The organism is Paenibacillus senegalensis JC66 (genome assembly GCF_000285515.1).
Taxonomy (GTDB): domain Bacteria; phylum Bacillota; class Bacilli; order Paenibacillales; family NBRC-103111; genus Paenibacillus_L; species Paenibacillus_L senegalensis.
This window is the reverse complement of sequence record NZ_HE610959.1, coordinates 700,653-724,494: the sequence shown is the minus strand read 5'-3', so window position 1 is coordinate 724,494 and position 23,842 is coordinate 700,653. Positions and strand designations below refer to the sequence as shown.

General features: G+C 48.1%; 19 protein-coding genes. 18 read left to right on the top strand and 1 reads right to left on the bottom strand.

The features are described from left to right. Positions 1-33 precede the first annotated feature (33 nt). The 16 genes from PSHG_RS30590 to PSHG_RS15310 all read left to right on the top strand — a co-directional run bounded on the left by PSHG_RS30590 (position 34) and on the right by PSHG_RS15310 (position 19,277). A complete protein-coding gene (locus PSHG_RS30590) occupies positions 34-210 on the top strand; it encodes a hypothetical protein (protein WP_157213459.1) in 177 nt (58 codons plus the stop codon). Positions 211-300: 90 nt separating this feature from the next. Further along, on the top strand, positions 301-825 hold the full coding sequence (locus PSHG_RS15385) for a Gfo/Idh/MocA family protein (protein WP_010274340.1): 525 nt from the start codon (positions 301-303) through the stop codon (positions 823-825). Between the two features lie 62 nt (positions 826-887). Continuing rightward, positions 888-1,259 (top strand): hypothetical protein, encoded by a 372-nt coding sequence (locus tag PSHG_RS15380; RefSeq protein ID WP_010274338.1) that lies wholly within the window; start codon positions 888-890, stop codon positions 1,257-1,259. Positions 1,260-1,490: 231 nt separating this feature from the next. Next, on the top strand, positions 1,491-4,082 hold the full coding sequence (locus PSHG_RS15375; RefSeq protein WP_010274336.1) for a LuxR C-terminal-related transcriptional regulator: 2,592 nt from the start codon (positions 1,491-1,493) through the stop codon (positions 4,080-4,082). Positions 4,083-4,246: 164 nt separating this feature from the next. Continuing rightward, positions 4,247-9,289 carry an S-layer homology domain-containing protein gene (locus PSHG_RS15370; RefSeq protein WP_010274334.1) on the top strand — a complete coding sequence of 1,681 codons (5,043 nt, stop codon included), beginning with the start codon at positions 4,247-4,249 and terminating at the stop codon, positions 9,287-9,289. Positions 9,290-9,613: 324 nt separating this feature from the next. Further along, on the top strand, positions 9,614-9,994 hold the full coding sequence (locus PSHG_RS15365) for a GntR family transcriptional regulator (RefSeq protein ID WP_010274332.1): 381 nt from the start codon (positions 9,614-9,616) through the stop codon (positions 9,992-9,994). Beyond that, on the top strand, positions 9,991-10,839 hold the full coding sequence (locus PSHG_RS15360; protein ID WP_010274330.1) for an ABC transporter ATP-binding protein: 849 nt from the start codon (positions 9,991-9,993) through the stop codon (positions 10,837-10,839). Before PSHG_RS15365 ends, PSHG_RS15360 begins: the two co-directional genes overlap by 4 nt. Positions 10,840-10,844: 5 nt before the next feature. Further along, positions 10,845-11,489: an ABC-2 transporter permease gene (locus PSHG_RS15355; protein ID WP_010274328.1), complete on the top strand. Its 645-nt coding sequence runs from the start codon at positions 10,845-10,847 to the stop codon at positions 11,487-11,489. Between the two features lie 31 nt (positions 11,490-11,520). Further along, complete coding sequence (locus PSHG_RS30585; RefSeq protein WP_157213458.1) at positions 11,521-11,670, top strand: hypothetical protein; 150 nt, start codon at positions 11,521-11,523, stop codon at positions 11,668-11,670. 256 nt (positions 11,671-11,926) lie between these two features. Beyond that, positions 11,927-12,961 carry a LacI family DNA-binding transcriptional regulator gene (locus tag PSHG_RS15345; protein ID WP_010274326.1) on the top strand — a complete coding sequence of 345 codons (1,035 nt, stop codon included), beginning with the start codon at positions 11,927-11,929 and terminating at the stop codon, positions 12,959-12,961. A gap of 191 nt (positions 12,962-13,152) precedes the next feature. After that, positions 13,153-14,055: a sugar phosphate isomerase/epimerase family protein gene (locus PSHG_RS15340; RefSeq protein WP_010274325.1), complete on the top strand. Its 903-nt coding sequence runs from the start codon at positions 13,153-13,155 to the stop codon at positions 14,053-14,055. A 103-nt stretch (positions 14,056-14,158) separates the two neighbouring features. Beyond that, positions 14,159-14,947, top strand: a complete 789-nt coding sequence (locus PSHG_RS15335; protein WP_010274323.1) for an SDR family NAD(P)-dependent oxidoreductase — start codon at positions 14,159-14,161, stop codon at positions 14,945-14,947. Between the two features lie 300 nt (positions 14,948-15,247). Next, entirely contained in the window at positions 15,248-16,570 is a 1,323-nt protein-coding gene (locus PSHG_RS15325; protein ID WP_010274319.1) for an ABC transporter substrate-binding protein, read from the top strand. A gap of 138 nt (positions 16,571-16,708) precedes the next feature. Then, positions 16,709-17,596 (top strand): carbohydrate ABC transporter permease, encoded by an 888-nt coding sequence (locus tag PSHG_RS15320; protein WP_010274316.1) that lies wholly within the window; start codon positions 16,709-16,711, stop codon positions 17,594-17,596. Continuing rightward, the gene (locus tag PSHG_RS15315; RefSeq protein WP_010274315.1) at positions 17,596-18,414 is read left to right on the top strand and encodes a carbohydrate ABC transporter permease; all 819 of its coding nucleotides are present in this window, start codon (positions 17,596-17,598) and stop codon (positions 18,412-18,414) included. Before PSHG_RS15320 ends, PSHG_RS15315 begins: the two co-directional genes overlap by 1 nt. A 26-nt stretch (positions 18,415-18,440) precedes the next feature. Next, a complete protein-coding gene (locus PSHG_RS15310) occupies positions 18,441-19,277 on the top strand; it encodes a class II fructose-bisphosphate aldolase (RefSeq protein ID WP_010274313.1) in 837 nt (278 codons plus the stop codon). 263 nt (positions 19,278-19,540) lie between these two features. Here the strand turns inward: PSHG_RS15310 and PSHG_RS15305 are convergent, their stop codons facing one another. Next, positions 19,541-20,434, bottom strand: coding sequence for a LysR family transcriptional regulator (locus PSHG_RS15305; RefSeq protein ID WP_010274311.1), 894 nt, complete (start codon positions 20,432-20,434; stop codon positions 19,541-19,543). Between the two features lie 806 nt (positions 20,435-21,240). Here PSHG_RS15305 and PSHG_RS15300 point away from each other — a divergent pair. After that, entirely contained in the window at positions 21,241-22,257 is a 1,017-nt protein-coding gene (locus PSHG_RS15300) for an alcohol dehydrogenase catalytic domain-containing protein (RefSeq protein WP_010274310.1), read from the top strand. Between the two features lie 79 nt (positions 22,258-22,336). After that, positions 22,337-23,809: an FGGY-family carbohydrate kinase gene (locus tag PSHG_RS15295; protein ID WP_010274308.1), complete on the top strand. Its 1,473-nt coding sequence runs from the start codon at positions 22,337-22,339 to the stop codon at positions 23,807-23,809. Positions 23,810-23,842 lie beyond the last annotated feature (33 nt).

The following is a 23,842-nucleotide window of genomic DNA, read 5'->3' as shown; positions in this document are numbered from 1 at the left end:
TGGAACGGAAGTGGAATGTGAGGAGGTATTACTTTGCTTGTTGAGAAGAACAACGTATTGAAATCGTTTGCGGAATACGACGAGTCCACGAAATTTTATATCGATAACAGCAAATATACATATAAGAGATTTGTAAATATTTTTATTCATCATGATGAACACCATAAGCAGCAAATGGAAGCCTTTCTGCGGCAAGAGAGGATTGCGTAGCAATTGAGTCAACTGAACACTATTACTCCGAATTCATGGCTTTGGAGTTAAGGACAGACAGGATATCTTCTACTGTAAGGGGGAGTTGTGGTGGTTAAAGTTGGAATTTTAGGGTCGGGCTTTGGGAGATATCACGCAGAATTGTATCAAAAGCTCGGCGGCTTTGAGGTGGTTCTAATGTTCGGTCGAGATGAGAAGAAATTAGGTGAGATCGAAGAGAACCTGAACATTAGGACAACCACAGATATAAACAAAGTAATTAAGAATGAGCAAATTGACATCATCGATATTTGTTTGCCTACTCCCTTACATGCTCACTGGGCAATTGAGGCACTAAAATGCGGGAAACATGTTTTTTGCGAAACACCTTTAACCTATAATTTAGATGATGCCGAGCAAATTTTGCAGGCTTCGGATAAGTATAAAAGAATGGTATTTGTCGATCTGTTTTTTAAATTTTCACCACCTCATCAGATAGCTCTCGACCACACGAAAAGCCTTGAGTTAGGTGAAATTAAATCTGTACATTCGTATAACAAAACGGCTCCTGTTTGGGGAACACTTGGGCTGCAAAAAAATGTACGGATTTCCACATCCATCATTTTGATTTTTTAATAGAAATGTTAGGGATGCCTATACAACTCCTTTCAAACGGTATGGATATGGGAGATAAATCTGTGGCTGTCACCACATTAAACTATGAGAATGCATTTGCGGTAATTGAGAGTTACACCAATCTGCCTATGAATTCTCCGTTTGTCATAGGCTTTGAGATTATATGTGACAAAGGCTCTATTCACTATCATGCTGAGTATGGGAATAATACTGTGGAAGAATATGCGGTCCAATATTCCAATGGCCATACAGAAGCAATCAAGCCTCATGGGGAAGGTGAGTACGAGCAAGTCTTGCGGCATATCAAGCACTGCTTAGACCACAGCCAAAGAAGCGATCTCCTCGACATCTCCTCGGCCATCCATGCTTTAAAGATCACAGACGCCGTGCTTAAGTCCCTAGAATCCCAACAATCTATTCCCGTTCAAAAATAGAGATAAGAATAAGCCGATCCGCAAGGCGGTTTTCGATTGTCTATGTCTTGTTACTGCCTGTTGACGTAATCGAATTAAGCAAAATGTTCGTTTATAATAGAGTCTAGAAATCTTACATTGCCCTCGAAAACAGATAGATAAAGTTATACAAGAATCAAAGGATGTGATTTTATCTCTTTCCGGGATACAGCCGCTAAAGAGCATTCTATTCAGAGACACTGGCTGGAATTTATGATTGTCCCCTCCAAGTTCCAGTTTCCCTTGGTTCCCGAAGGATATGTAAAAAGGCCGCGGCTTGACATCAAGCTGCAGAATGTATGTAAGCGCAAGCTGACTTGTATAGTTGCCCCTCCCGGCTCAGGCAAGACGACGCTGGTCAGCGCATGGAAGGAACAAGCAGCCTTCCCGGTCGCCTGTATTGTATTGGAAGAGGCGGACAATCATCTGCTGCGCTTCTGGCTTCATATTATCGCAGCTATTCACCAGGCTTCACCAGGCTTGGACGACGGACTCACTGACCGCTTCATCGAGCAATTCCTGGAGGGTCCGGGACAAGCTCTGTCCGGTCTCCTCGAGGTCTATTCGCTGCTGCCAGCTCCACTTGTGATCGTATTGGATGACTACCACGTGATTGAGGTTCCTGAAATTCATGCGATGCTCACTGATTTTATCCGGAATATGCCTTCTAGTTTACATATGATAGTGATTAGTCGGACGGAGATCCCGCTTAAGCTGACCAAAGGCATGCTGTATCAAATTGGATGGCCGGATATCGCCTTTACTGATAACGAGGCAAAACGGTTTTATCGCGGAGCTTTGAAGCTGCAGGTAACTGACCGTCAAGTGCGGCATTGGCAGGAGCAGACGGAGGGGTGGGCGCTGGGCATGAGAATGCTTGGTGCCGCAAGAACGCATGATGGGCAAGAGACGGAAGAAGTAGGGCAGCAGCCCGGTGAAATAGTGACCACAGATGAACAAGTGACTGTTTGCGATCGGATGATTGGGGAGTTATTGTCCCGGCAGGAACCTGGAACGATTCGTTTCCTGCTGCTCACATCGCTTCCTGAACGGATTAACCAATCGTTGACCCTTGAGCTGACAGGAAATGCGGAAGCGGAAATCATGTTTGCTGCGCTGGAGAAGGAAAATTTGTTTTTTCAACGTCTGCACGACGGCTCCAGGGTCTGGTACCGGTATCACCCGCTCATTGCCCAGAAGCTGAGGGACAGGCTGAGGCAGCAGGATGAGCCCTTGTGGCTGACGCTTCAATGGAAAACCGGCCGCTGGTTGGAAAACAATGGCTATCCCATGGAGGCTATGGAGCATTATATGAAGGGGTTTCATTTCAAAGATGCCGGACGGCTGCTAGAGCGGTTGTTCAACCAATTTGTTCTTAAGGAAGCCTGGACGCTGCAGCGCTATTTCGCCATGCTTCCGGAGGAGTTGATCCAGAACAATCCCAAGCTTTTTTTGTCGTATTTATTTTTTGCCGCAGGAAATCAGGAAACCGGCCGCACCCTTGAACGGCTGGATGCAATAGAGCGCAGAGTTGCTGCTGCAGCTCAAGGAGACTTTACGGCTGAGCAGCGCGAATATTTCATGCGTGTGATCGTGCTTATGCGGGCGTATGTGAGTATATTTAAACACGACCTGGAGGGGCTTGTTCGTTACTTGAACATGTATTTGGAACAGGGCTATCCACCTAGTGATGAGATTTTTGCCTATATTGATTACGAGGCGCCCCAATACTCAAGGTTGCGTAGCTTTCCGGGAGTTGCGGGCAGTCTCTGCCGGGCGAAAATGTGCTTCGAGCCAATCGTACAAAGCTGGCGTTCTATCCGCTGTTATAACACCGCCTATTATGCGATTGGCTATGCGGAGCTGCAGTATGAGCTTAACAGGCTTAACGAATCGGAACGATATGCAGGGCTTGCCCGTTCGATCGGAGATGAGCTGGGCTCAGCAGCATTGTCCGTGCCCGCTGCGATTCTACAGGCACGGCTCCTTTACAGTAAAAACCAGCTTCGGAAGGCTCTGCAGACTTTACACGAGGTTCGAGCCGGGCTCCGGCACAAAGAATGCGAATACTGGACGCCGATTCTGGAGGCTAGCGAAACGAAGCTCCACTTGCTGTCGCCTGAAGGCGATAATCAAGCGGGCGGGCGCTACTTGACCGCTTACTCCGGTCAAATTGATGACAATAGCAGCAGCAATGAGCTGCTATGTGCACTTGTACACGCGAGAGCGCTTATTGCCGAACATCGCTTTAAGGAGGCACGTTCCCGGCTGAAACGGATACAGATAATCGTCACCGGGCGCGGTCTGTTGTTAGAGCAGCTTGAAGTCTATATGCTGCAGGCTCTCTTGTTTGAAAATCAGGGCAAGCGCAGCCTGGCTGCAAGAGCGTTCGGTAAGGCCGTTCACCTATCAGCAGCGGACGGCCATATCAGGTTGTACATAGACGAAGGCGAGCGAATGCAGCGAATTGCAAGCCATTATCACGACCTGAGGCAAGCTTATCGGGTGAAGGAAAGACAGGTATCCATTCGCTATGTGAATCAGATTTTATTTGCTTTTGAAGCACAAGCTGCGGTTGCTGTAGAGGCTAAGGCTTCAGAAGAGAACCCGTTGAGCGAGATGGAGAAACGGGTTTTACTGTATTTGTCCCAAAGCTATACAAGTAAAGAAGCTGCCGCTTCGATAGGGGTAAGCACCGGTACAATCAATACGTATATTCAGAGAATTTTCACAAAGCTGCAGGTACACAAGCGCAAAGATGCGGTTTTGAAGGCATACAAACTGGGCTGGTTGAAAAACGAATAATGGACGATAAGGTCCCCGAAATTATAGACAAAACCCTTCAAGCAATGGTTCACAAGGAGGTTTTGTCTATATTTTTAGGAGGGTTTTTTTGCGTTGGAAACCTATTAACATATAACTGAGCCTGGAAAAGGTAAAAAGGTAGCACGGCAAGGAGAGGGAATCCTATGAATATTGGAAGTTGCAGGTCAATGTTTTTTGGTGTTTTTATTTTGCTAGGGTTAGGTTTTGTCTTTGGCGGTGTGGCGCAGGCTGGCTCCGATCCGAGCGATCATTGGGCCAAGGAGGAGATCGCGGCATGGATCGAAAGCGGTCTTATGGAAGGATACCCGGATGGAACCTTCCGTCCAGATAGAGCGATTACGCGGGCAGAAACGGCTTCGTTAATCTACCGGGTGCTGGGCTTTTCGAAAGTAGGTACGGATGCGTCACAGGCCGCTGCCTTTCATGATATGGCTGAAGGCGCCTGGTATTTTGACGTGTTGTCTGCAGCGATTGCGGCCGGTTATATGAACGGTTATGAGGATGGCACCATTCGTCCCGACCAGGTAGTTACTCGTCAGGAAATGGCGGTTATGCTCATGAGAATCGCCCAGCGGGAAGCTGATGTCGAAGCGGCGGAAGTGTTTACGGACCCGTTGCCATCTTGGAGTAAGGGGGCCATTGGAGCGAGCACGGCGGCTGGCTGGGTACAAGGGTATCCGGACGGTACTTTTCGGGCCAATGGAACGCTAACGCGTGCAGAGGCTGTTGTTATGTTGGGTCGTTTTCTGGAGTCCATGGCTGCGCCGCCAGGCGATATAACCTACACGAAGCAGGGCATTTATGGGCCGAGTGAGGGTCGGCTTCGGGTGGAGGGTAATGTGACCGTGGATGCGGCGGACGTGACCCTGCAAAACATGATCATCACTGGAGACTTGACACTTACTGCTAAGCTGGGAGAAGGCGAGGCTGTTCTTCGAAACCTGGATATACAGGGAACGGTTTTTGTCTTCGGAGGCGGGGAAAATAGTATTTGGCTTCACAACAGCGATGCAGAGATCTTGACGGTCAATAAAAGAGAGGACGGTTCAGTACGTATTTTGGCGACAGGACAGTCTACCATTTTTCATACTAACGTGTTGTCCAGCGTGATTCTGGAAGAGGAACAGTTGGCCGGAAACGGCTTTAGGCACGTTGTATTGCCTGAGGAGGCGGCGGCTGGTACGTCAATCCGGCTTCGCGGCCATTTCGATACCGTGACCTTCCAAGCGGCAAAGACTACCTTGGAGCTGCAGCAGGGCGTGATTGAACGGCTTGATATTGGCGGCGAATCGCCTGATACGCGTGTAACCTTATTGACCGGAGCAGAAGTGGCTGTAGCGAGAATAAATGCGGCAGCAGCTTTCACCGGCCAAGGGACGATCTCGCAGGCTGAGATTAACGTTAGCAGGGTAAGCTTTGAACGGGTGCCTGAGCGGGTGAGATGCAGTTCGGGTATCTATCTTTCGCTTTGCGGACTTTCATGGCAGCCCAATCCTTCCTCGGGTCCGTCTCCTGCAGCCTTAATCGAACTGGTGTATGAACCACGGCAAATTTCGTTGGACCAACCGGGTGAGGAGCAGCAGGTGAAGCTGACTGCCAAGTGGAACGATGGAACGCATACCGATGCGACGGCAGAGGCGGAATGGCGCACCCAGGCTGCGGAGGTAGCGGAAGTTAGCTCGACTGGACGCGTTCGCGCGGTCGGTGAGGGCAGGACGGAGATTGAGGCGAGCTACCGGGGTCATACAGTAAAGATTCCGGTGGAGGTGAAGCTGGAGTCCGCCCCGGAGCCGCCGCTTACCGTAGTAGAGCTAACGCCAAACCCGATACAGGTGCAGCTTAATGCGTTAGGCAAGGAGCAGCAGGTAGCGCTGACTGCCAAGTGGATCGACGGAACGCACACCGATGCGATGGCAGAGGCGGAATGGCGCACCCATGCTGCGGAGGTAGCGGAAGTTAGCTCGACTGGACGCGTTCGCGCGGTCGGTGAGGGCAGGACGGAGCTTGAGGCGAGCTACCGGGGCCATACGGTAAAGATTCCGGTGGAGGTATCCATTATCCTTCCTGCTGACCGTATAAACGCGTCCATCAGCGAGCCTGAACCTAAGGCTGGAGAAGCTAATTCCCTTACGCTAGTCGTTAGACGTTCTGACGGAAGCCTTGATGCAGATTTCACAGGGCTTAAGAAAGTGACCGTGAGCGGCTTCAGTGCAGCACCGGATAGCACAATTGGCTACTGGAACAGAAGCCCCATTGATGATATAAGCTCAGAATTTGATATTCTGTTCAGCGAAGGGACAGCGACGGTTGAAGTAATTTTGCACCATGCGTCAGTTCAGGAATTAAGCTTGGTCGTGGAAGGAGTTACAGAACCGGAAGCGCTAGTGAGCGTACACCCGCAGGCAGCTGACGCTGTAAGGGCGATCTTGCAGGTACAGCCAAGCTCAGGCACAGCGGCAGCCGGGATTCATTCTGTCCGTCCGGTAGTGGCCTTGCTCGACGATTATGGGAACCGTGCTGAAACGGAAAATCTGACTATTACAGCAGCCATCAAGGAAAGCGGACCAGATGGGCCCGTTTTGGAGGGGACTGCACAGGTACAAATCATTAACGGGCTGGCCGTGTATGAAGATTTGACGGTTAAAGGCACCGGCAGGGGAATCGTTCTCGTCTTTACTCCGGATGGACTGCCAGCCGTGGAAAGCGATGCCTTCGACGTTCATGCTCCATTTGCAGGCAGCGGTACGGCAGACGCTCCATACCAGGTGGACTCGGCCGAATTATTAAATGAGGTACGCTATTATTTGGATGCACACTTCATGCAAACTGCCGATATTGACTTGACAGCATACAGCTCTGAAGAAGGCTGGGCTCCAATCGGGGAAGCCAGGCAAGCCAGTGGTGGTAACGTGATAGTGACACCGTTCACCGGGGTTTATGATGGGGGCGGGTTTGCTGTCAATCATTTAACCATCAAGGCTGAGCGCGGTTGGCTCGGATTGTTCGGATACATCGATAAAGCCGAGCTGCGAAACATCCATTTAAAAGATGTGCGCATTGAAGGATGGTTTTATGTGGGGGGACTGGCAGGCTACGTTATGGACAGCTCCATTGCCAATAGTTCGGTTAGCGGCTTTATTCGCGGGACCAGCATATTTGGCGGTCTAATAGGCCAAGGCCATACCAGTCACATCGATGGATCGGCAGCACATGTCCAATTGATGGCTGCGCAAGCATCGAATCCTGTTTATACAACAATAATTGGACAAATTGGCGGTTTGGCAGGCGGCATGGAAGTCGGAACCATCACCAACTCCTATGCGGTTGGGGAATTGCAAACGGATGGCGAAGACTATGTTGGCGTGGGCGGCTTGGCCGGCTTCTTATCTGGAACGGAATCCCCATGGTTAGGGGAAATTGATCAGTCCTATGCGGACTTTACCCTAAACATCGTAAATGGTACGAGTGTAGGGGGGCTTATAGGGATTAACGAGAATGGAATTGTTCGTGACAGCTATTCGCTGGGAATTCTTGATGTAGGAGCTTCTTCGACCCGTGATCCGAACGATCGACTCGGCGGTGTTGGAGGGCTTGTAGGAAAGATGGAGGGAGGAGCGATTCATCGGGCTTATGCAGCCGTTGGTATTCAGGCAGCGCATATGGATGAAGAGACTGGTGGCATGGTAGGACGGGCAGAGGAAGCTTTATTCGACTCAGCTTACTACGATAGTGAGGTTTCCGGTCTATCAGATACAGGCCAAGGCTCTCCCTTGCCGACAGAACAGCTGCGGCAGCAGATCACCTTCACGGGTTGGGATTTTCCAAGAATATGGTCTATGTTTGACAGCTGTGATTATCCGTATTTATCTTGGCAGGATGGAATGCCAGATTCCTGTTTTCAAGTCGGACTGCAGGAAGACGGCTTCAAGCAGGAAGGAGTCCCCTTTCAGCTAAAGATTACCGGCGCCTCGAATGCATCTGGCTCACTGAATGGCTATGAGCAGGTAAAGGTTTATCTCGACTCCGATCGCAGCAATCCTATTTTCAACAATGATATTCAATTTACCAACGGGAACGGTACCCTTACGCTCACTATACGGGAAGCCGGTGAGCACCAGCTTCTGCTACAGATCGGGGAATGGGAGACTAACCGCATGGTAATGGTAGAAGTAACTGCGCATCCTTTCAGCAGTGGAAGGGGAACCAAGGACGACCCGTATTCTATTCGTACCGCAGAACAACTGGATAGAGTTCGCGATTACTTAAGTGCTCATTTCGTCCTGGACAATGACATTAATCTGGACGTTGCTCCTTACAACACAGGAGAGGGCTGGAATCCGATTGGCATGTCTTTGAATTTCTTTTCCGGAAGTTTTGATGGGAAGGGATATACGATCAGCGGCTTGACGATAAGGGAAACGTCCTCTGTAGTTAGTAATGCCGGTTTGTTCGGACACGCCCGGGGCGCGGATATTCGCAACCTGCATCTGAAAGAGGTGGATATTACGACCAATGCCAGAAGCGCAGGCGGATTGGCGGGATCGATCTATTACGGAAGTGTTATGAACGTTTCTGTAGAAGGCCGTGTCGAAATACTGCCGTTCGATGAATATGGAGGCGTTGCTGGCGGGGCAGTAGGGGAAATGCGGGGGAGAATGAGCTACGTGCATACGGATGTTGAAGTATTGGGAGGTTATCATATTGGTGGTGCTGTAGGCTCATTAGGTGAAGATATCAGCGGAACATCGCTCCTTGACTATTCATATTCGCTTGGCTATACCGAAGCCTCAGGCAATGGGGCAGGCGGATTAGTCGGGAAAGCGGATAGAAATACCATCGTTCGCAATTCTTATGCATTAGGTCAGGTTAAGGGCAATGGAACCGTAGGAGGATTAATCGGGTTCTCCTATGGAGAAGTTTCCTCCTGCTATGCTGCTGGTCCTGTTACCTTCCATGGATGGGTGGATCGGAAAGGCGGCATCGCAGGTTTTGCTCCTAATGGAGGTATAACTGACTGTTATTATGATCAAAACACAACAGGGAAATCAGACCGGGAAGGCAACGCTATACCGAAAACAACCGAGGAGATGAAAAGGCAAAGCACCTTCGTCGGGTGGGACTTTGACAGCGTTTGGCAGATCGATGAAGGAAACGGGTACCCCGAGCTTCAATGGCCCGATTTTTAGATTGGCTGCAGGAGCCGGAGCCCAGTCATATCCAACAACAAAGAAGGATCAGCCTTGTTCTAATTCAAGGATAGGGCTCCGATAGTTTGTTTCTTGAGTGGCAAAAGTATATAGCGGATGAAATCAAAGTCAAACAAAAGCAGCCGCAATAAAAAAGTTGGACGGAACAATATCCGCCCGACTTTTTTATTTTGGGAACTTATTGGAATGCCCCCATTTGCATGTAAGAGTGGGTTTCGAGGCTAGTTCAAATCATTGACAATATTGTGCCTTCTGTATATACTGTGTATGTTGTCAATACACAGTTGTTTTTTTGGAGGTCCTATGAAAATTATTATCTCGAATACATCGGATCCGCCGATCTATCAGCAAATAAAAAATCAAATCAAAGATGCCATCATTCACGGCGAGCTGAAGGAAGGGGAAATGCTGCCTTCTATTCGTGCATTGGCGAACGATTTGCGCGTAAGTGTGCTTACGACCCGAAGGGTTTACGACGAATTGGAATCCGAAGGATTTATTACAACGAAGGCCGGTAAAGGGTCATTTGTTGCCAAGGAAAACTTCGAATTGCTGTTGGAATCAAAAAGGCACATGGTGGAAGTTAAGTTAACCGAGGCTTGGGAAACGGCCCGTTCACTTGGGATAAGCAAAGATGAACTGTATGCCATGATGGATTTGCTGTTTGAGGAGGGGGAAGAATGAAACCGATTTTGGAGGTTAACGGGTTAACAAAACAATTAGGGAATTTCCAATTGAAGGACGTTAGTTTTTCTTTGACTGAAGGCTGTATTACCGGATTCATTGGAGTTAATGGTGCCGGTAAAACGACAACCATTAAACTGCTGCTTGGATTAATACAGAAGGATGCCGGGGAAATTCATTTTTTTGGCGAGAATGTCCAAAGTAAGGAAAGGGAATTCAAGAGCCGTCTTGGAATCGTTTTGGATGAAGGGTATTTCTATGAAGGACTTACTTTATTAGAGATGAAAAACATCGTCGCGGCCGCCTATTCGCATTGGGACAACAGCCTATTCAACCGGAATATAGAACGATTTGGGCTGTCCTTGAATCAAAAAATCGAAACACTGTCCAAAGGGATGCGAATGAAATATGCTATTGCCCTGGCCATTTCCCACCATGCCGACCTGTTAATTATGGATGAGCCGGCGAGCGGGCTTGATCCTCAGGTGAGGATGGAGCTGCGGGATATTTTGCTGGAGTATGTTGCCGATGGAAAAAGCGTCTTTTTATCTTCTCATATTACGTCCGACTTGGATAAAGTGGCGGATACGATTATTTTAATTGACAACGGCCAGATCGTATTCAGTGAGGAGAAAGATATTCTGCTGGATCAGCATGGGCTGGTTAAAGGAGACACCAAAGAACTGAATGACCAGACCAGAAACTTGTTCTTAACCTTGCAGGAAACCGAGTATGGTTTTTCGGGCTTGACTAAGGACAAAGCGTCCGTTCGTCAGCAAATGAACAATACGCTTATCGAAAGACCGTCAATTGAAGATATTATGTTGAGTTATATTGGGAGGTGACCAGGATGCATCTTCATCTTGTGAAAAAAGACTTTCTGCTCGCAAAAAAATACTGGATTGTCTTGCTGATTGCCGCAGTTGTACTGCCAGTCTTCATTCAAACTAAGCTAACTGCGGGAGGAGAATTTCCGGCTTTTTTTCTGAGTACGCTATATGTGGTTTTCCTGCTGTTCAATACTGTTTCAATGATGGAGGACAAATATCGGGGAGCGGCGCTTCTTTGTGCAACCCCTTATACAAGAACGGCTCTTGTAGCAGCTAAATACTTGTTTATTTTCTCAGTTTTTTTCGGCTGTTTTATTTTATATACCCTTGCCGTTTTACTCAGTCCGGTTACAATCAGCATGATCGATATGTACGATTTCGGAAGAGCCCTTCTACTATTCACGGTTATATTCGGAGTTTTAATTCCAGTCCAGTATCGGTTTGGGTATGAAAAATCCAGATACATTTTCTTTTTCCTGGTCTTCCTGACTCCATTTGTACTGCCCGGCATCATGAAGGCGCTGCAGCATGATAATGCTGGAACTATGTCACCCCTTCCTTTTTCGTCCCCTCTGCTGGGATTGCTTTTCGTTTTGCTTGCTTTCGTCATTGGGGGAATATCGCTCAGCATTACCATCCGAATCTATTCTACCCGAAACCTGTGAATGGGGAAAAATCTTGAGAGAGGTGGAAGCCATGAAGAAAAGGCTTTTATACGTTATATTGGGCAGCCTGCTTGCAATCACTGCCTTAAGTCAAGCTATGGAGCAAAGTTTGCTTGCCCTGTTTCCGCTTATTGGCTCAGCCGCTTTTTTCATAAGCGCTTGGCGAGTCAAGAATGAATGAGTTAAGACGAAGGACTTTTGGCGGGTTTGTGTGGCAGTGCCATGCAGGCCTGCCGGGAACCATAACAAATAATTGAGATATGGTTGACGAATTTTGAAATAGCGACTATATTGTAAATGAAACGTTTCACGTTATGTTAGCTAGCAAATAGCAGGGAACGCTGAGTCAAGCAGCCCAACAAATAACGCAGTACCAAACCAACAGCAGAACCACTTGCAGGCTAGGCTGCATGCTTGGAATGGTGTACAGGAGGGAAGTGAAACGGGTACCAATAGCAATGATGAAACCGACAATTAAAGACGTAGCTAAGTTGGCCGGTGTCTCAGTCGGCACCGTGTCCAAAGTAATTAACCATGAAGGCACAGTTAAGCCGCTGCTTCAAGAGAAGGTATGGCGCGCAATCCGGGAGCTGAATTACCGTCCTAACGCGGTAGCCAGGAGTCTCAAATCTTCCACGACTAATACGCTGGCTGTGTTATTGGGAGATATTACGAATCCGTTCCAGATGACCTTGGCGAAAGCAATTGAAGATGTCATGAATGAGCATGACTACCAGCTGCTGATCAGCTCAACCAAGGAAGATCCCGAGATGGAGCGGAAAAAGCTGAGAATGCTGTACGAGAAAAGGGTGGATGGCATAATCGTCTGTACTACCGGCAGGGTCAATGATGAAATCAGGACGCTTCTCGAGCGTCAAATCCCGATTGTTCTGGTAGACCGACCGGTTTTATCACTTCCGGCAGACATTGTGGCAGACAACAACAGGTACGGCATGGAGTTGTTAACCCGTCATCTGGTCGAGCTGGGACACCGGAGAATTGGCGTAGTCCATGGCGATGTATCCACCGTTCATGGGAAAATTCGTTATGATGGCATAGTAGATGCATTCTCCCTGTATGGTCTTGCTCTCCCGGAGGAGGCGCAATATTATGGGAACTTTCTATTCAGCGGGGGTTATGAGGCGGTAGACTATTTTCTTAACCAGAAGGAACCGCCGACAGCGATTCTTTCCGTTAACAACAATATGACTGCCGGAATTGTGATGGCCTGCCGTGATAGAGGAATTCGCATCCCTCAAGAACTTACGCTTGTAACCTACGGTCAGCTTGAATACCAATGGAATCTAATCAGGCCATCGGTGACCTATGTCAGTCAGTCACCAGCAACTATAGGTCAGAAAGCGGCAGAACTAATCTTATTGCGGTTAACTAACCGCAGCTATTCGGAAGTGTCTCATTTGTTTATTCAACCGGAATTGTTTGTTAAAGAATCTTCAGGTTCTCCAGCATAATACATCTATGTTCCTACGAGACTGCGGGCTAGAAACCTGATTATTTTTCCTCAAAAATATGAAACGTTTCATTCTTAATGATGAAGACACAGTGTTTGCCATTGATTCTTTTCAGATCTGCAACTTCTGTTGGTCTTGGGATATATTGAAACAGAAGCCCCCAGCTTAAGTAACATCAAAGGAGTGTAGGAATGAACCAGAAAAATAAACCACGCATCTCTGTATTTCCGAAAGGCTACATGGAGGAATTATCCGATGGAAGAATGTCACTGTTTGAATGGATAGAAATGGCCGGTACTCTGGGTGCGGAAGGACTGGAGCTGTATCCTCTGTTCTTGATAAATACAGATGAAGATTATTTACAGAAGATTAAGGTTTCAGCCAATAAGCAGGGCCTTGTGATACCAATGATGTGCACCTCTCCCGATTTCACTCATCCCAGCCGTACACACCGTGAGAACGAAATCAAGAAGATGAAGCAAATGATTGACGTCATGGCTCAACTGGGCCCGGACTCGTTTCGCAGCTGCCGGGTGCTGTCGGGACAGAGCCGGCCGGATATATCCCGTGAAGACGGTATCCGCTGGACAGTGGAATCGATTCAGGAACTGCTTCCTTATGCAGAGTGTAAGCGCGTACATCTGACCATGGAAAATCATTATAAGGACGGTTTTTGGCTATATCCCGAGTTTGCCCAGCATTCGTCCATCTATTTGGAAATCATTAATCAGATTTCTTCCCCTTGGTTTGGGGTCAACTACGATCCATCCAATGCAATTTTTGCCGGGGAGGATCCGCTGGAACTGTTGGAGCAGGTCAAGCACCGGCTGATAACAATGCATGCCAGTGACCGCTATTTGCAGAAAGGCTATACGCTGGGTGACTTACAGGATTATTCGCTGCAGGGTTATTCTGAAGCGCTAGCCCATGGAGTGATTGGGAAAGGAATTAATGATTATGACCAAATCTTTGGGCATTTGCGGTCCATACAGTTTGATGGCTGGATCTCTATTGAGGACGGAGTAAACGGATTGGGTGATTTAAAGGAGTCGGTAGAGTTTCTAACAAGCAAGATCAAGCAATTTTTCGGATAAAGGTCTTGAGCTATCCGAGATAGGCGTTTCCACCAAAAAAAGTAAGCGCTATCATCCCTGAGAGCGCTACTTATTAATCATGTAAACAGAGGACGGTGCAGTTATGAACGAGATGAATTTATCCGGCCAGGTCGCCTTGGTTACCGGATCCAGCAGAGGTCTTGGAAGACACTACGCTTTGCATTTGGCACGCGCCGGTGCTGACGTTATTATTCACGATGTCAACGCTATGGCTGCAGCTCAATTCGGAGAAGCGGCCTCAGGTGTTGCCGTGGCTGAGGAAATCCGTTCTTTGGGACGTCGAAGTGCTTTTTTGACGGCCGATCTGACGGATCCTGAGCAGATCGAAAAGTTTGCGCAGAGGGCTATTGCCCAATTCGGGCACATCGACATTCTTGTGAACAATGCGGGTGGAGACATAGGTGCCAATTCTCCGCGTCCTGATCCTAACAATGCTCTGGATATTAAAGTGGAGGATATTCGTAACGTGCTTGATGTCAATCTGCTCAATGTCATGTGCATGTGCAAGTATGTGGGCTCCCATATGAGGGAGAGACGCCGCGGCAAAATTATTAATGTCGGATCGGCTGCCGCCCATTACCCGACAACAGTAGGGGTTATCTATGCTTCCGCTAAAGCTGGGATCGCTCATTACACCCGCTGTCTGGGTGAACAAATGCGTCCCTACGAAGTAAACGTAAACTGCATTGCTCCTGCGGCAACCTCTACCGGGCGGTTCAAAGCAACCCGGGTCGCGGATGATCATCTGGCTTTTGAAGGCTCCCGCTTAGAGAAGGTAGCCCAGCCCGAGGATATGGCGAAGATCGTTCTGTTCCTAGCAGGTCCGGCATCAGACTATTTAACTGGAGAAACGATTGTTTGCCACCACTAAGCAGTTGCGATCCGGATGGAAAGCTTCAAAACAGTTTTTTAACCAGAGTCCAAAGGGCAAAAACATACACAAGAATCAGCTTATTAATAGGCTGCTGTTGGAACGCAAGCCAAATACACACTTTATCATAAGTTTTACTTATGAAATGATACAATATATGTATTATACAATATGATAGCGCTACCATATAATGAACACAAGATGTCAGATTGGTCGCGACCAAGCAAAACCAGACAGCTTATGCAAGCTTTCAACAGTGGCAGTACAACTAATTATCCCATCGAAAGGTGATGATTCAGGATGAAATTCAAAAAATTGGCATCTGGTTCAGTCTCCCTCATGTTAACCGCCGCCCTTATAGGCTGTGGAAGCAGCGGTGCTCCAACCGAAAAGGGTGGAGCTTCTCCCGGAGGGGCTGAACCAGGGGATAAACCTTTTGAAGGAGTTACACTCCGAGTATTAACTGCAAATCACCCATGGACAGAGGCTGTTAAAGAGCTAGTCCCGGAGTTTGAAGAAGAGACGGGAATCAAAGTCAATATGGAACAGTTCTTTGAAGACCAGCTGTCGCAGAAGCTTACGGTAGAGCTGACATCCGGAACCTCAAGCCTGGATATCTTTATGATCCGCCCTTTACAGGAAGCAAAGCTATACATGCGAAACGGCTGGTTGGCAGATTTAAGTGAATACGCCCAAGATGAGGAATGGGATTTGGCTGATTATAGTGAGAGTTCGATTGCTCCTTTAACCGGCGGCGAGGGCTTGTATGGAATCCCGCTCATTACCGAACGCGAAATTCTGTATTACCGCAAAGATATTTTCGCTGAAAACAACCTGAAGGCTCCTGAGACGCTGGATGAGCTCCGGGCCGCTGCTGAACAGCTGAATGATCCGGCTAACGATTTCTATGGGTTTGTAGCCCGCGGACAGCGTTCGCCTGCTGTCACTCAGTTTTCCAGCTTCCTGTACAGCTCTGGAGGAGATTTCCTGCAGGACGGGAAGGCGACTCTCGACACTCCGGAAGCTATTGAAGCCTTCAAGCTGTATGGAGACCTTCTTAGGGAATATGGACCGCCAGGAGTCCTGAATATGAGCTGGCCTCAGGCTATGGGCGTTTTCGTACAGGGTAAGGTGGCTATGTTTACGGACGCAGACAGCGTCTATCCTAACATGCTTGATCCGGAAAAATCAGCTATACCGGTCGAAAATATTGGTTTTGCTCTCTTCCCTGCGGGAAGCGGGGGGCAGAAGCCAACGAATGTCACCGCTTGGGGATTAGCCATCAGCTCCAAATCTAAGCAGCAGGAAGCGGCATGGGAGTTTGTGAAATGGGTAACCAACAAAGAAAATTCCTTGATTATTCAAAGCAAAGGAAACCCCGGTGCCCGGCAATCCGTCTGGGATGATCCCGAAGGTAATGCAGCTTTTCCTGATGAACTGGCTGAGGTTATGAACAAGTCGCAGCAGATCGGTGTAGGTCATGATCGCCCTCTAGTCATCAATGTAGGTGCTGCTCGTGATATTGTCGGAACCATCATTACCGAATCGATCAGCGGCGGTGATGTCGAGAGAGTGGCGCGGGAGGAAAACGCCAAGTTCCAGGATTTGATTGATAGAGAATAGCCGCGGCCTGGGATCTTCCTGTCCCGGCAGACTGACAGGCGGATAAGCCAAGTTAACAGCTAGTAGTCATGCTTGCTGGCTGACGGTTAACGGATTTGGCTTGTCTGCCCTGTTGGACGAAAGTTGATCAGAGAGAGGGTGACACCAATCGAGCGCTTTTTAGAAAAACACGTGAAAACAATATTTGTGCTGCCGGCTCTGTTATTTGTCGGTGCAATGATCGTTTTCCCTATCGGTTATACGTTGTATTTAAGTTTTTTTGAATGGAGCATGTCTCCTATTGACGGTCCCATTTGGGTGGCTTTGGATAATTACAGACATCTGCTGTTTAGTGACGAGCGGTTTTGGAAGGCATTTGGCCGTACGTTTTACTTTACCTTCGGCGCGATGCTATTTCAGTTGGTGCTTGGTGTCGCTATAGCCTTGCTGTTTAACCGTAATTTTCGCGGAAAGAACTTGAGCAAAACATTGTTTCTGCTGCCTATGGTTTCAACTCCTGTTGCCATTGGGCTTGTATGGCTGCTTATTTATGAGCCGACGATCGGCTTTGCCAATCAATTTCTGAGGTTTTTCGGGCTAAACCCGCAGTTGTGGATTGCTTCACCTACTCAAGCTATTCCGTCTCTAATTCTGGTAGACGTCTGGCAGTGGACGCCCATGATTACCCTAATTGTTCTGGCAGGATTGGCGACGCTTCCGCAGGAAAATTATGAGGCTGCCAAGATCGATGGGGCCAACACCTGGCAGATGTTTTGGAAAATTACATTCCCTCTGCTGCTTCCCACTATTTTTGCGGCAGGATTGCTGAGAATGATCGATGCGGTCAAAACGTTCGACCTGATCTATGCCATGACTCAAGGTGGACCGGGCTTCGCAACCGAAACCTTGAATATTTACGGCTTTCAACTGGGCTTCCAATATTTTCAGCTAGGAATGACTTCTGCGATGCTGATGCTCTTTTTCGTTCTTATTCTTCTCCTCTGTCTGCTGGTGGTTAAGCTGCGCAAACGTTTGGAGGTGTCTTGATGAAAGCAAAAGAACGATGGTTTGGGCGTCTTTACATGCTGCTTGTTATCTTGGTTCTAATCAGTTTTTTGTTTCCCTTTGTCTGGATGATCCTGGGGTCTTTCAAAAATCAGGCACAGATCATGTCCACGCAAAATATGCTTTGGTTCACTCCAACGCTCAACAATTATATTTCAGTATTTGCCGAGCATGATTTTGTCCGATTTATGTTTAACAGTTTTATAGTTGGGCTGGTATCTACTTTTTTCGCTCTGGTGCTGGGTCTGCCGGCAGCCTACTCCATCGCTAAATACAAGCAGAATCAAATCGGGTTGATGATTCTGGTTGCCCGGATCATCCCGGGAATTTCGTTTATGATTCCATGGTTTATTTTGTTCAGTCAGGTGGGGCTGGTGGATACCTATACCTCTTTGATTTTGGCCCATATGCTGGTAGGATTGCCTTTCATTATCTGGATTATGATCTCGTTCTTTGAAAGTCTTCCTAATGAGCTGGAAGAGGCGGCCCGGGTGGACGGATGTACGATTCAGAGCGCTTTTGTCAGAATCATGCTCCCTTTGGCTATGCCTGGTGTAATCACTTCCTCCATACTGGCTTTCATCTTCTCATGGAACAACTTTATGTTCTCGCTGGTGTTGTCTGGGGAACGGACGAGAACGCTGCCGATTGCCGTATTTAACTTTATGTCGTATTCCGAAATCAATTGGGGAGGATTAATGGCGGCGGCTGTCATCATTACACTGCCGATTATTGTAATCGCACTGATTTTACAGAAATACATCATTACCGGAATTACGGCTGGAGCTGTAAAAGGATAAATTCATGACAAAAAAGGAGAATCGTTATGCCACTTGTATCAGGAACAAGCTTGCTCACAAACGCCCATAAGCATGGTTATGCTGTTGGCGCATTCAGCGTAGATCATATCGATAGCATTGATGCGGTTCTGAGAACAGCAGAGGAGCTTGAGTCCCCGGTTATCATTCAGACGGGTCAAGCTACCCTTAAGCATACGCGTATGAGCTATCTTGCAGCTGCGGCTATACAGGCAGCCAAGGAAACGAAAGTGCCTGTGGCCCTGCATCTAGACCATGGGACAGGTTTTGCCCAAGCCGTCCAGGCAATTCGCTGCGGCTATACGTCATTGATGTTCGACGGGTCTCGGCTGGAACTGTCAGACAATATAGCGATTACCAAACAGATCAAGCAGGCTGCGGATTCCTTAGGGCTTCCCGTAGAGGCAGAATTAGGACATTTAGGTACCCGCGGCAAAGAGGATATCTACCAATTGACCTCTCCTGAGGAAGCGGAGTGGTTTGTGAAGGAAACTCAGGTAGATAGTCTCGCTGTTGCGCTCGGCAACATCCATGCGGCCTATGGAGAAAACATTGCTATAGATCTGGACCACCTGCAAATTATTCATGACCGCACGGGCATCCCGATTGTGCTGCATGGAGGGACAGGAATTGCTGAGCAGGATATTCAAACGGCCATTACACGCGGAGTAAGCAAAATCAACATCGCCACCGAGTGGAGAAGGGCGACGCTGGAGCATATGAGGAGTCGTCTGGCCGATCGTGGTTTCAATGACTTTTTTGCGCTTATTCCTGAAATCAGGGAGACAATTTCAGGCATCGTCCGCAGAAAAATCAAGCTGTTCGGCAGCGCAGGCAAAGCATGAGCGAAAGGTTGAGCCTGCGGTCATGCACAGCAGGAGGATCTCCCTCACGCGCGGGTTAAGCACGCAGGTGAAGAGCAGGAGTTGTGCAGGATAGGGGCAGGTGAGCGTTGGAGAAACCCAGGTGAAGTCATCCTACAGGAAGGGATAACAAACTTCTTGTTCAGGTTAAGAGGTTTCCTGGCATTATCCATCGATACCCTGGCCACTCAGCATAAATTGCGACTCTGCTACCCAGCATAAATTCCCTTAAACAAACAGCAGTATTAAAGCTGATTGACCCAGTTTTTGTCCTTTAGCCGATCCAGAGCCAAATCGAGCAGTTCTGGCATGTGTATCATTCTTTTGTGCATGCTGACCAGATGCTTGGGCACTCTGAACAATGGACAGTTGACCACGGCAAGAAGTCCGTGCTGTATTTCTTGCCGGATAGAAGACAATGGCAGCATGGATACGCCAAGTCCACGGTAAATGGCTTGCTTGACGGTTTCCAACTGGCTCAGCTGCAGGGTGACATTGACCGGGCTGCCGGACAGCGTATTTTCCAATACAGGCTGGATGAAATGGCCAGGGGGATAGAAAATAAAAGGCAGAGTAACGATTTCCTCCAGACTGACCAATTGCCCTGATGCCCATGGATGGGAACCCGGAAGAACGAGCACAAATTCATCCTGAATGATGCGTGACACTTCAATATCATCGCGAAGCACGACACTTTCGTATGCGATTCCGATATCGATTTCATTTTTAATAATTTTGTCAATCAACTCATTGGTCTGCTCCGTTAGGGAGACATCGAATTGAACATAGGGATTAGACTCTGTGAATTTGGCAATATAAGCGGGCAAAAAGTAAGTGCCGATAACCTGGGTAGCCCCTAGAAATAACCGTTTGTGAGGTTGCCCGAATCGCTTGACGGCGTTCTCTGCTTCATCGACCATGGTGAAGATCCGTCTGCCGTATTCAAGCAAAGTTTCTCCGTGGGTGGTCAGGCGAAACAGCCTTCCTTTTCGCTCGATCAGCTTTTTTCCAAGATCTGCCTCTAGTTTTTGGACATGCTGGGATATAGCCGGTTGGCTGATATTGATTTTGGCTGCCGCTTTGGCAAAGCTTTTGAGCTCCGCCACCTCACAAAAAATATAAAGGTGATGCAGATTCATTATTTTCCGTTCCTCCACTTGAATATATTAAGTTTTACTTATGGAAGTATATATTAAATGTATTTTACTTTATGATAGCGCTGCCATAAACTTAAAGCAATCCCTTTCTTTTCAATAGGTGGAAAAAGCAATGCAGCGAAATGTGGATATGACAACGTAATGAGAAAAGGGATAAGCGGCATAACGTGATTATCGCTTTATTGCTGAATTTTTCCGTTGGCAACAGGTATTCTGCGGGATGATCAGCGATATAGCTTGCGAGGTATGTTGAGAGGTAGCCTGCGGGTTTGGTTTGGTGATCTATGAGGTGATCTATAGATTGTATGCGATGTGATCTGCGAGGGTGAACTGTGAGAGGTGATCCATGAGGTGATTTATGAGGTGTTTGCGAGTTGGGTCTGTGTGGTGTTTCCCGCTAACGCTCGCCCTTGCTCTTATTTAGCCTAAAAAACAGGGAATTTATTTCTAACGCTCCTCCTCGCTCTTATTTGTCACAAAAAGCCCTGAAAACGGCGATCAGAACCAAAATAAGGACGATAGCAAGCGTTACAATTTTTAACCCCTTGTTTTTGTCCAAATAAGGACCGCTGCGAGCGTTAGAATTTGAAGCGCCAGCCAGCGGGGCCGAAGCGCAAGCCAGCAAAGCAAACGGCTCAATGCTGTCCAGCAGTATTTACAGTTAGTCACGGATCGGCAGCAAATAACGAAAATAGCCGGTGACGGCTCGGCCGATAATAACGGAATTTATCCGGCGTTGTAAGAAGAGTTTATTATAAGTAATTTTGAATGATAAAGGAGGCACATCAATGAAATACAGAGCATGTCACTATGTAGGGAATCATCAATTGGTGATGGTAGAGAAAGAACTGCCCGCTTTAAAGGTTGACGAGGTGCTTATCCGTATTGAAGCAGCGACGATCTGTGGAACGGACTTCCATATCCTCGAGGGCAACTATGAATCTGTGCCTCCGTTAGTGCTGGGTCACGAGTTTTCCGGGTATGTGGCCGGTCTTGGAGCCGGCGCGCGTTCTTTCAAAGAAGGAGACCTAGTAACGGTAGAGCCGCACATCTACTGTGGTCTATGCAAATATTGCCGTGTTGGCAGGGAGCATATGTGTACGGATCGTATAGCTTTCGGTGTCCATGCCGATGGCGGCTTTGCCGAATACTGCATTGTCCCGGAACGGACGGTCTACCACGTGCCAGAAGGCATTTCCCCGACTGTAGCCGCATTAACAGAAAATATCGGCTGCTGCCTGCATGGCATTGAAAGAGCTAACGTTAAGCATGGAGATCACGTTGTTGTGCTAGGGGGCGGCTTTGTCGGAATAGTAATGGCAGAATTCGCCCGATCCAGCGGTGCGGGAAAAGTAACCGTGGTAGAACCGAATGAGTATAGACGCAGTGTAGCGAAACGCCGGGGGTTTTTGACGATCGATCCCTTGCGTGAAGATGTGAAGGAGAAGGTGCTGGAAACCGGACACGGTCTAGGGGCTGATGTTGTGATCGAATCCGCTGGCAGGCTGGAAACCGCCGCAATGGCCATAGAGTTGGCAGACAGGTGTGCGACCATCCTATATTTTGGCGTAGTTCCCCCTGGACTTATGATGCAGGTTGAGCCTAACGAAATTTACCGCAAAGAACTGACCATTCTTGGTTCTGTAAGAAATCCGTACAGTCATTACCGCTCAATAGAAAGGCTTCAATCCTTGCAGCTGGAGGAGTTGGTCACGCATCATTTTACCTTGGCTGAGGTGGAAGAGGCTTTCCGGATTGCTCGTCAGGGAGAAGGCTTTAAAGCAGCCATACACCCTAATGCCTAGTGGAAAGATGATTTCGGCGCAGGGGAGCTAAAGCAGCAAACACATTTGAATGGACACTCAGGAAAGACGGAGGGAAGCCATGAAAATTAAAGAATCAGTTTATATAGGATTAGATATCGGTACGACTCATATAAAAGCAGCCGCCTATAACGGCATGGGGGAAATCAAGGGAATAGCCCGCGTTTCTACGCCGGCCCACGTTACTAGAGACGGGGGAATTTACCATTTGGCTGGTGAGATCTGGATGAACACCTGCAAGGCCCTGCAATCTTGTGTAGAGCAAATAAAAGGAAACAAGATAAAGGCCATCGGAATTGCCAGCATGGCGGAGTCAGGCGTTCTGCTCGATAAAGACAATGAGCCGTTAGGAACCGTATTGGCATGGTACGATCAGCGGCCCAGCCAATATGTTGGCTTGGCGAAAGAGAAGATGTCTGCGCTGGATTTTTTCCGCAAGACCGGCTTGCATCCACAGGCCAAATATTCGCTGCTTAAATTTATGTGGATGAAGGAGAATACGCCGGACGTTTGGAACAAGGCGGTCTGCTGGCTGCATCTTGCCGAGTATATTGCCTTCTGCCTAACGGGTGTAAAGCTTGGCGAGAGGTCTCTGGCAAGCCGGACCATGCTTTTCAATATTAAAGAGTTAGACTGGGATGAGGACATTATTCATGAATTCGGCATTCGCCGGGAACTGCTGCAGGAGGTGGTCTCTTCCGCTAAAGTGATGGGCACTGTAGGCAAGCAGGCGAGTGAATATACAGGAATAACGGAAGGCACTCCGGTAACGATTGCCGGACATGATCATGTTGTCGGATCATTCGGAATTGGTGGAACATTGGAGGGTGATGTCACTAATTCCTGTGGCACTGCGGAAACGCTGGTGACTACGATCCCGAGTCTTGATATGAGTCAGTTCCAGCAGGTGCCGGATTTTACCATTGGCTGTCATGTCATTACAGGGCGTTATTATTCCTTATTGTCCGTCGGGACTACTGGCGGGATTGTCGAATGGTTTCTTAACCTGACGGGCTGGAATTATGATCAGCTGTTGGATGTTCTGGCCAAAGAAAACGGGGTCAATAAGCATTTGGGCTTCTACCCCTTCATGACTGCAGATAAAAAAACCGGAAACCATGTGCAGTTAGGGTGGTTCGGCGGAGCTTTGACCCAATCCTATTCCGGCCAGATGGCTGCAGCTATGATTCAGGGCTTGAGCTGTCTGTTCCGATATCAGATTGAAGTGCTGGGCGGTCACCAAATCTCTATGGACCGTCTGCTCGTTACCGGCGGGTCTACCCAAAATCCTTACTGGATGCAAGCGAAAGCGAATCTGGTAAACCGCCCGCTGCAGCTGATCAGAGATTCGGAGGGAGTAGCCCGCGGGGCGGCCATTCTCGCCGCCAAGGCCAACCAGTTCATTGACGAAATTCCGGTGCCGCAGGCGTTAACCGTTATGCCTAATCAGGAGCACCACTTGGAGCTTACTGAATATTACGAGAACTATTATTTGAAAAATATGGAATTGTATAAGCAACTGGCTGTAGTTTAAAGCAAGCGGTGCAAATGAATGAACCATTATTTT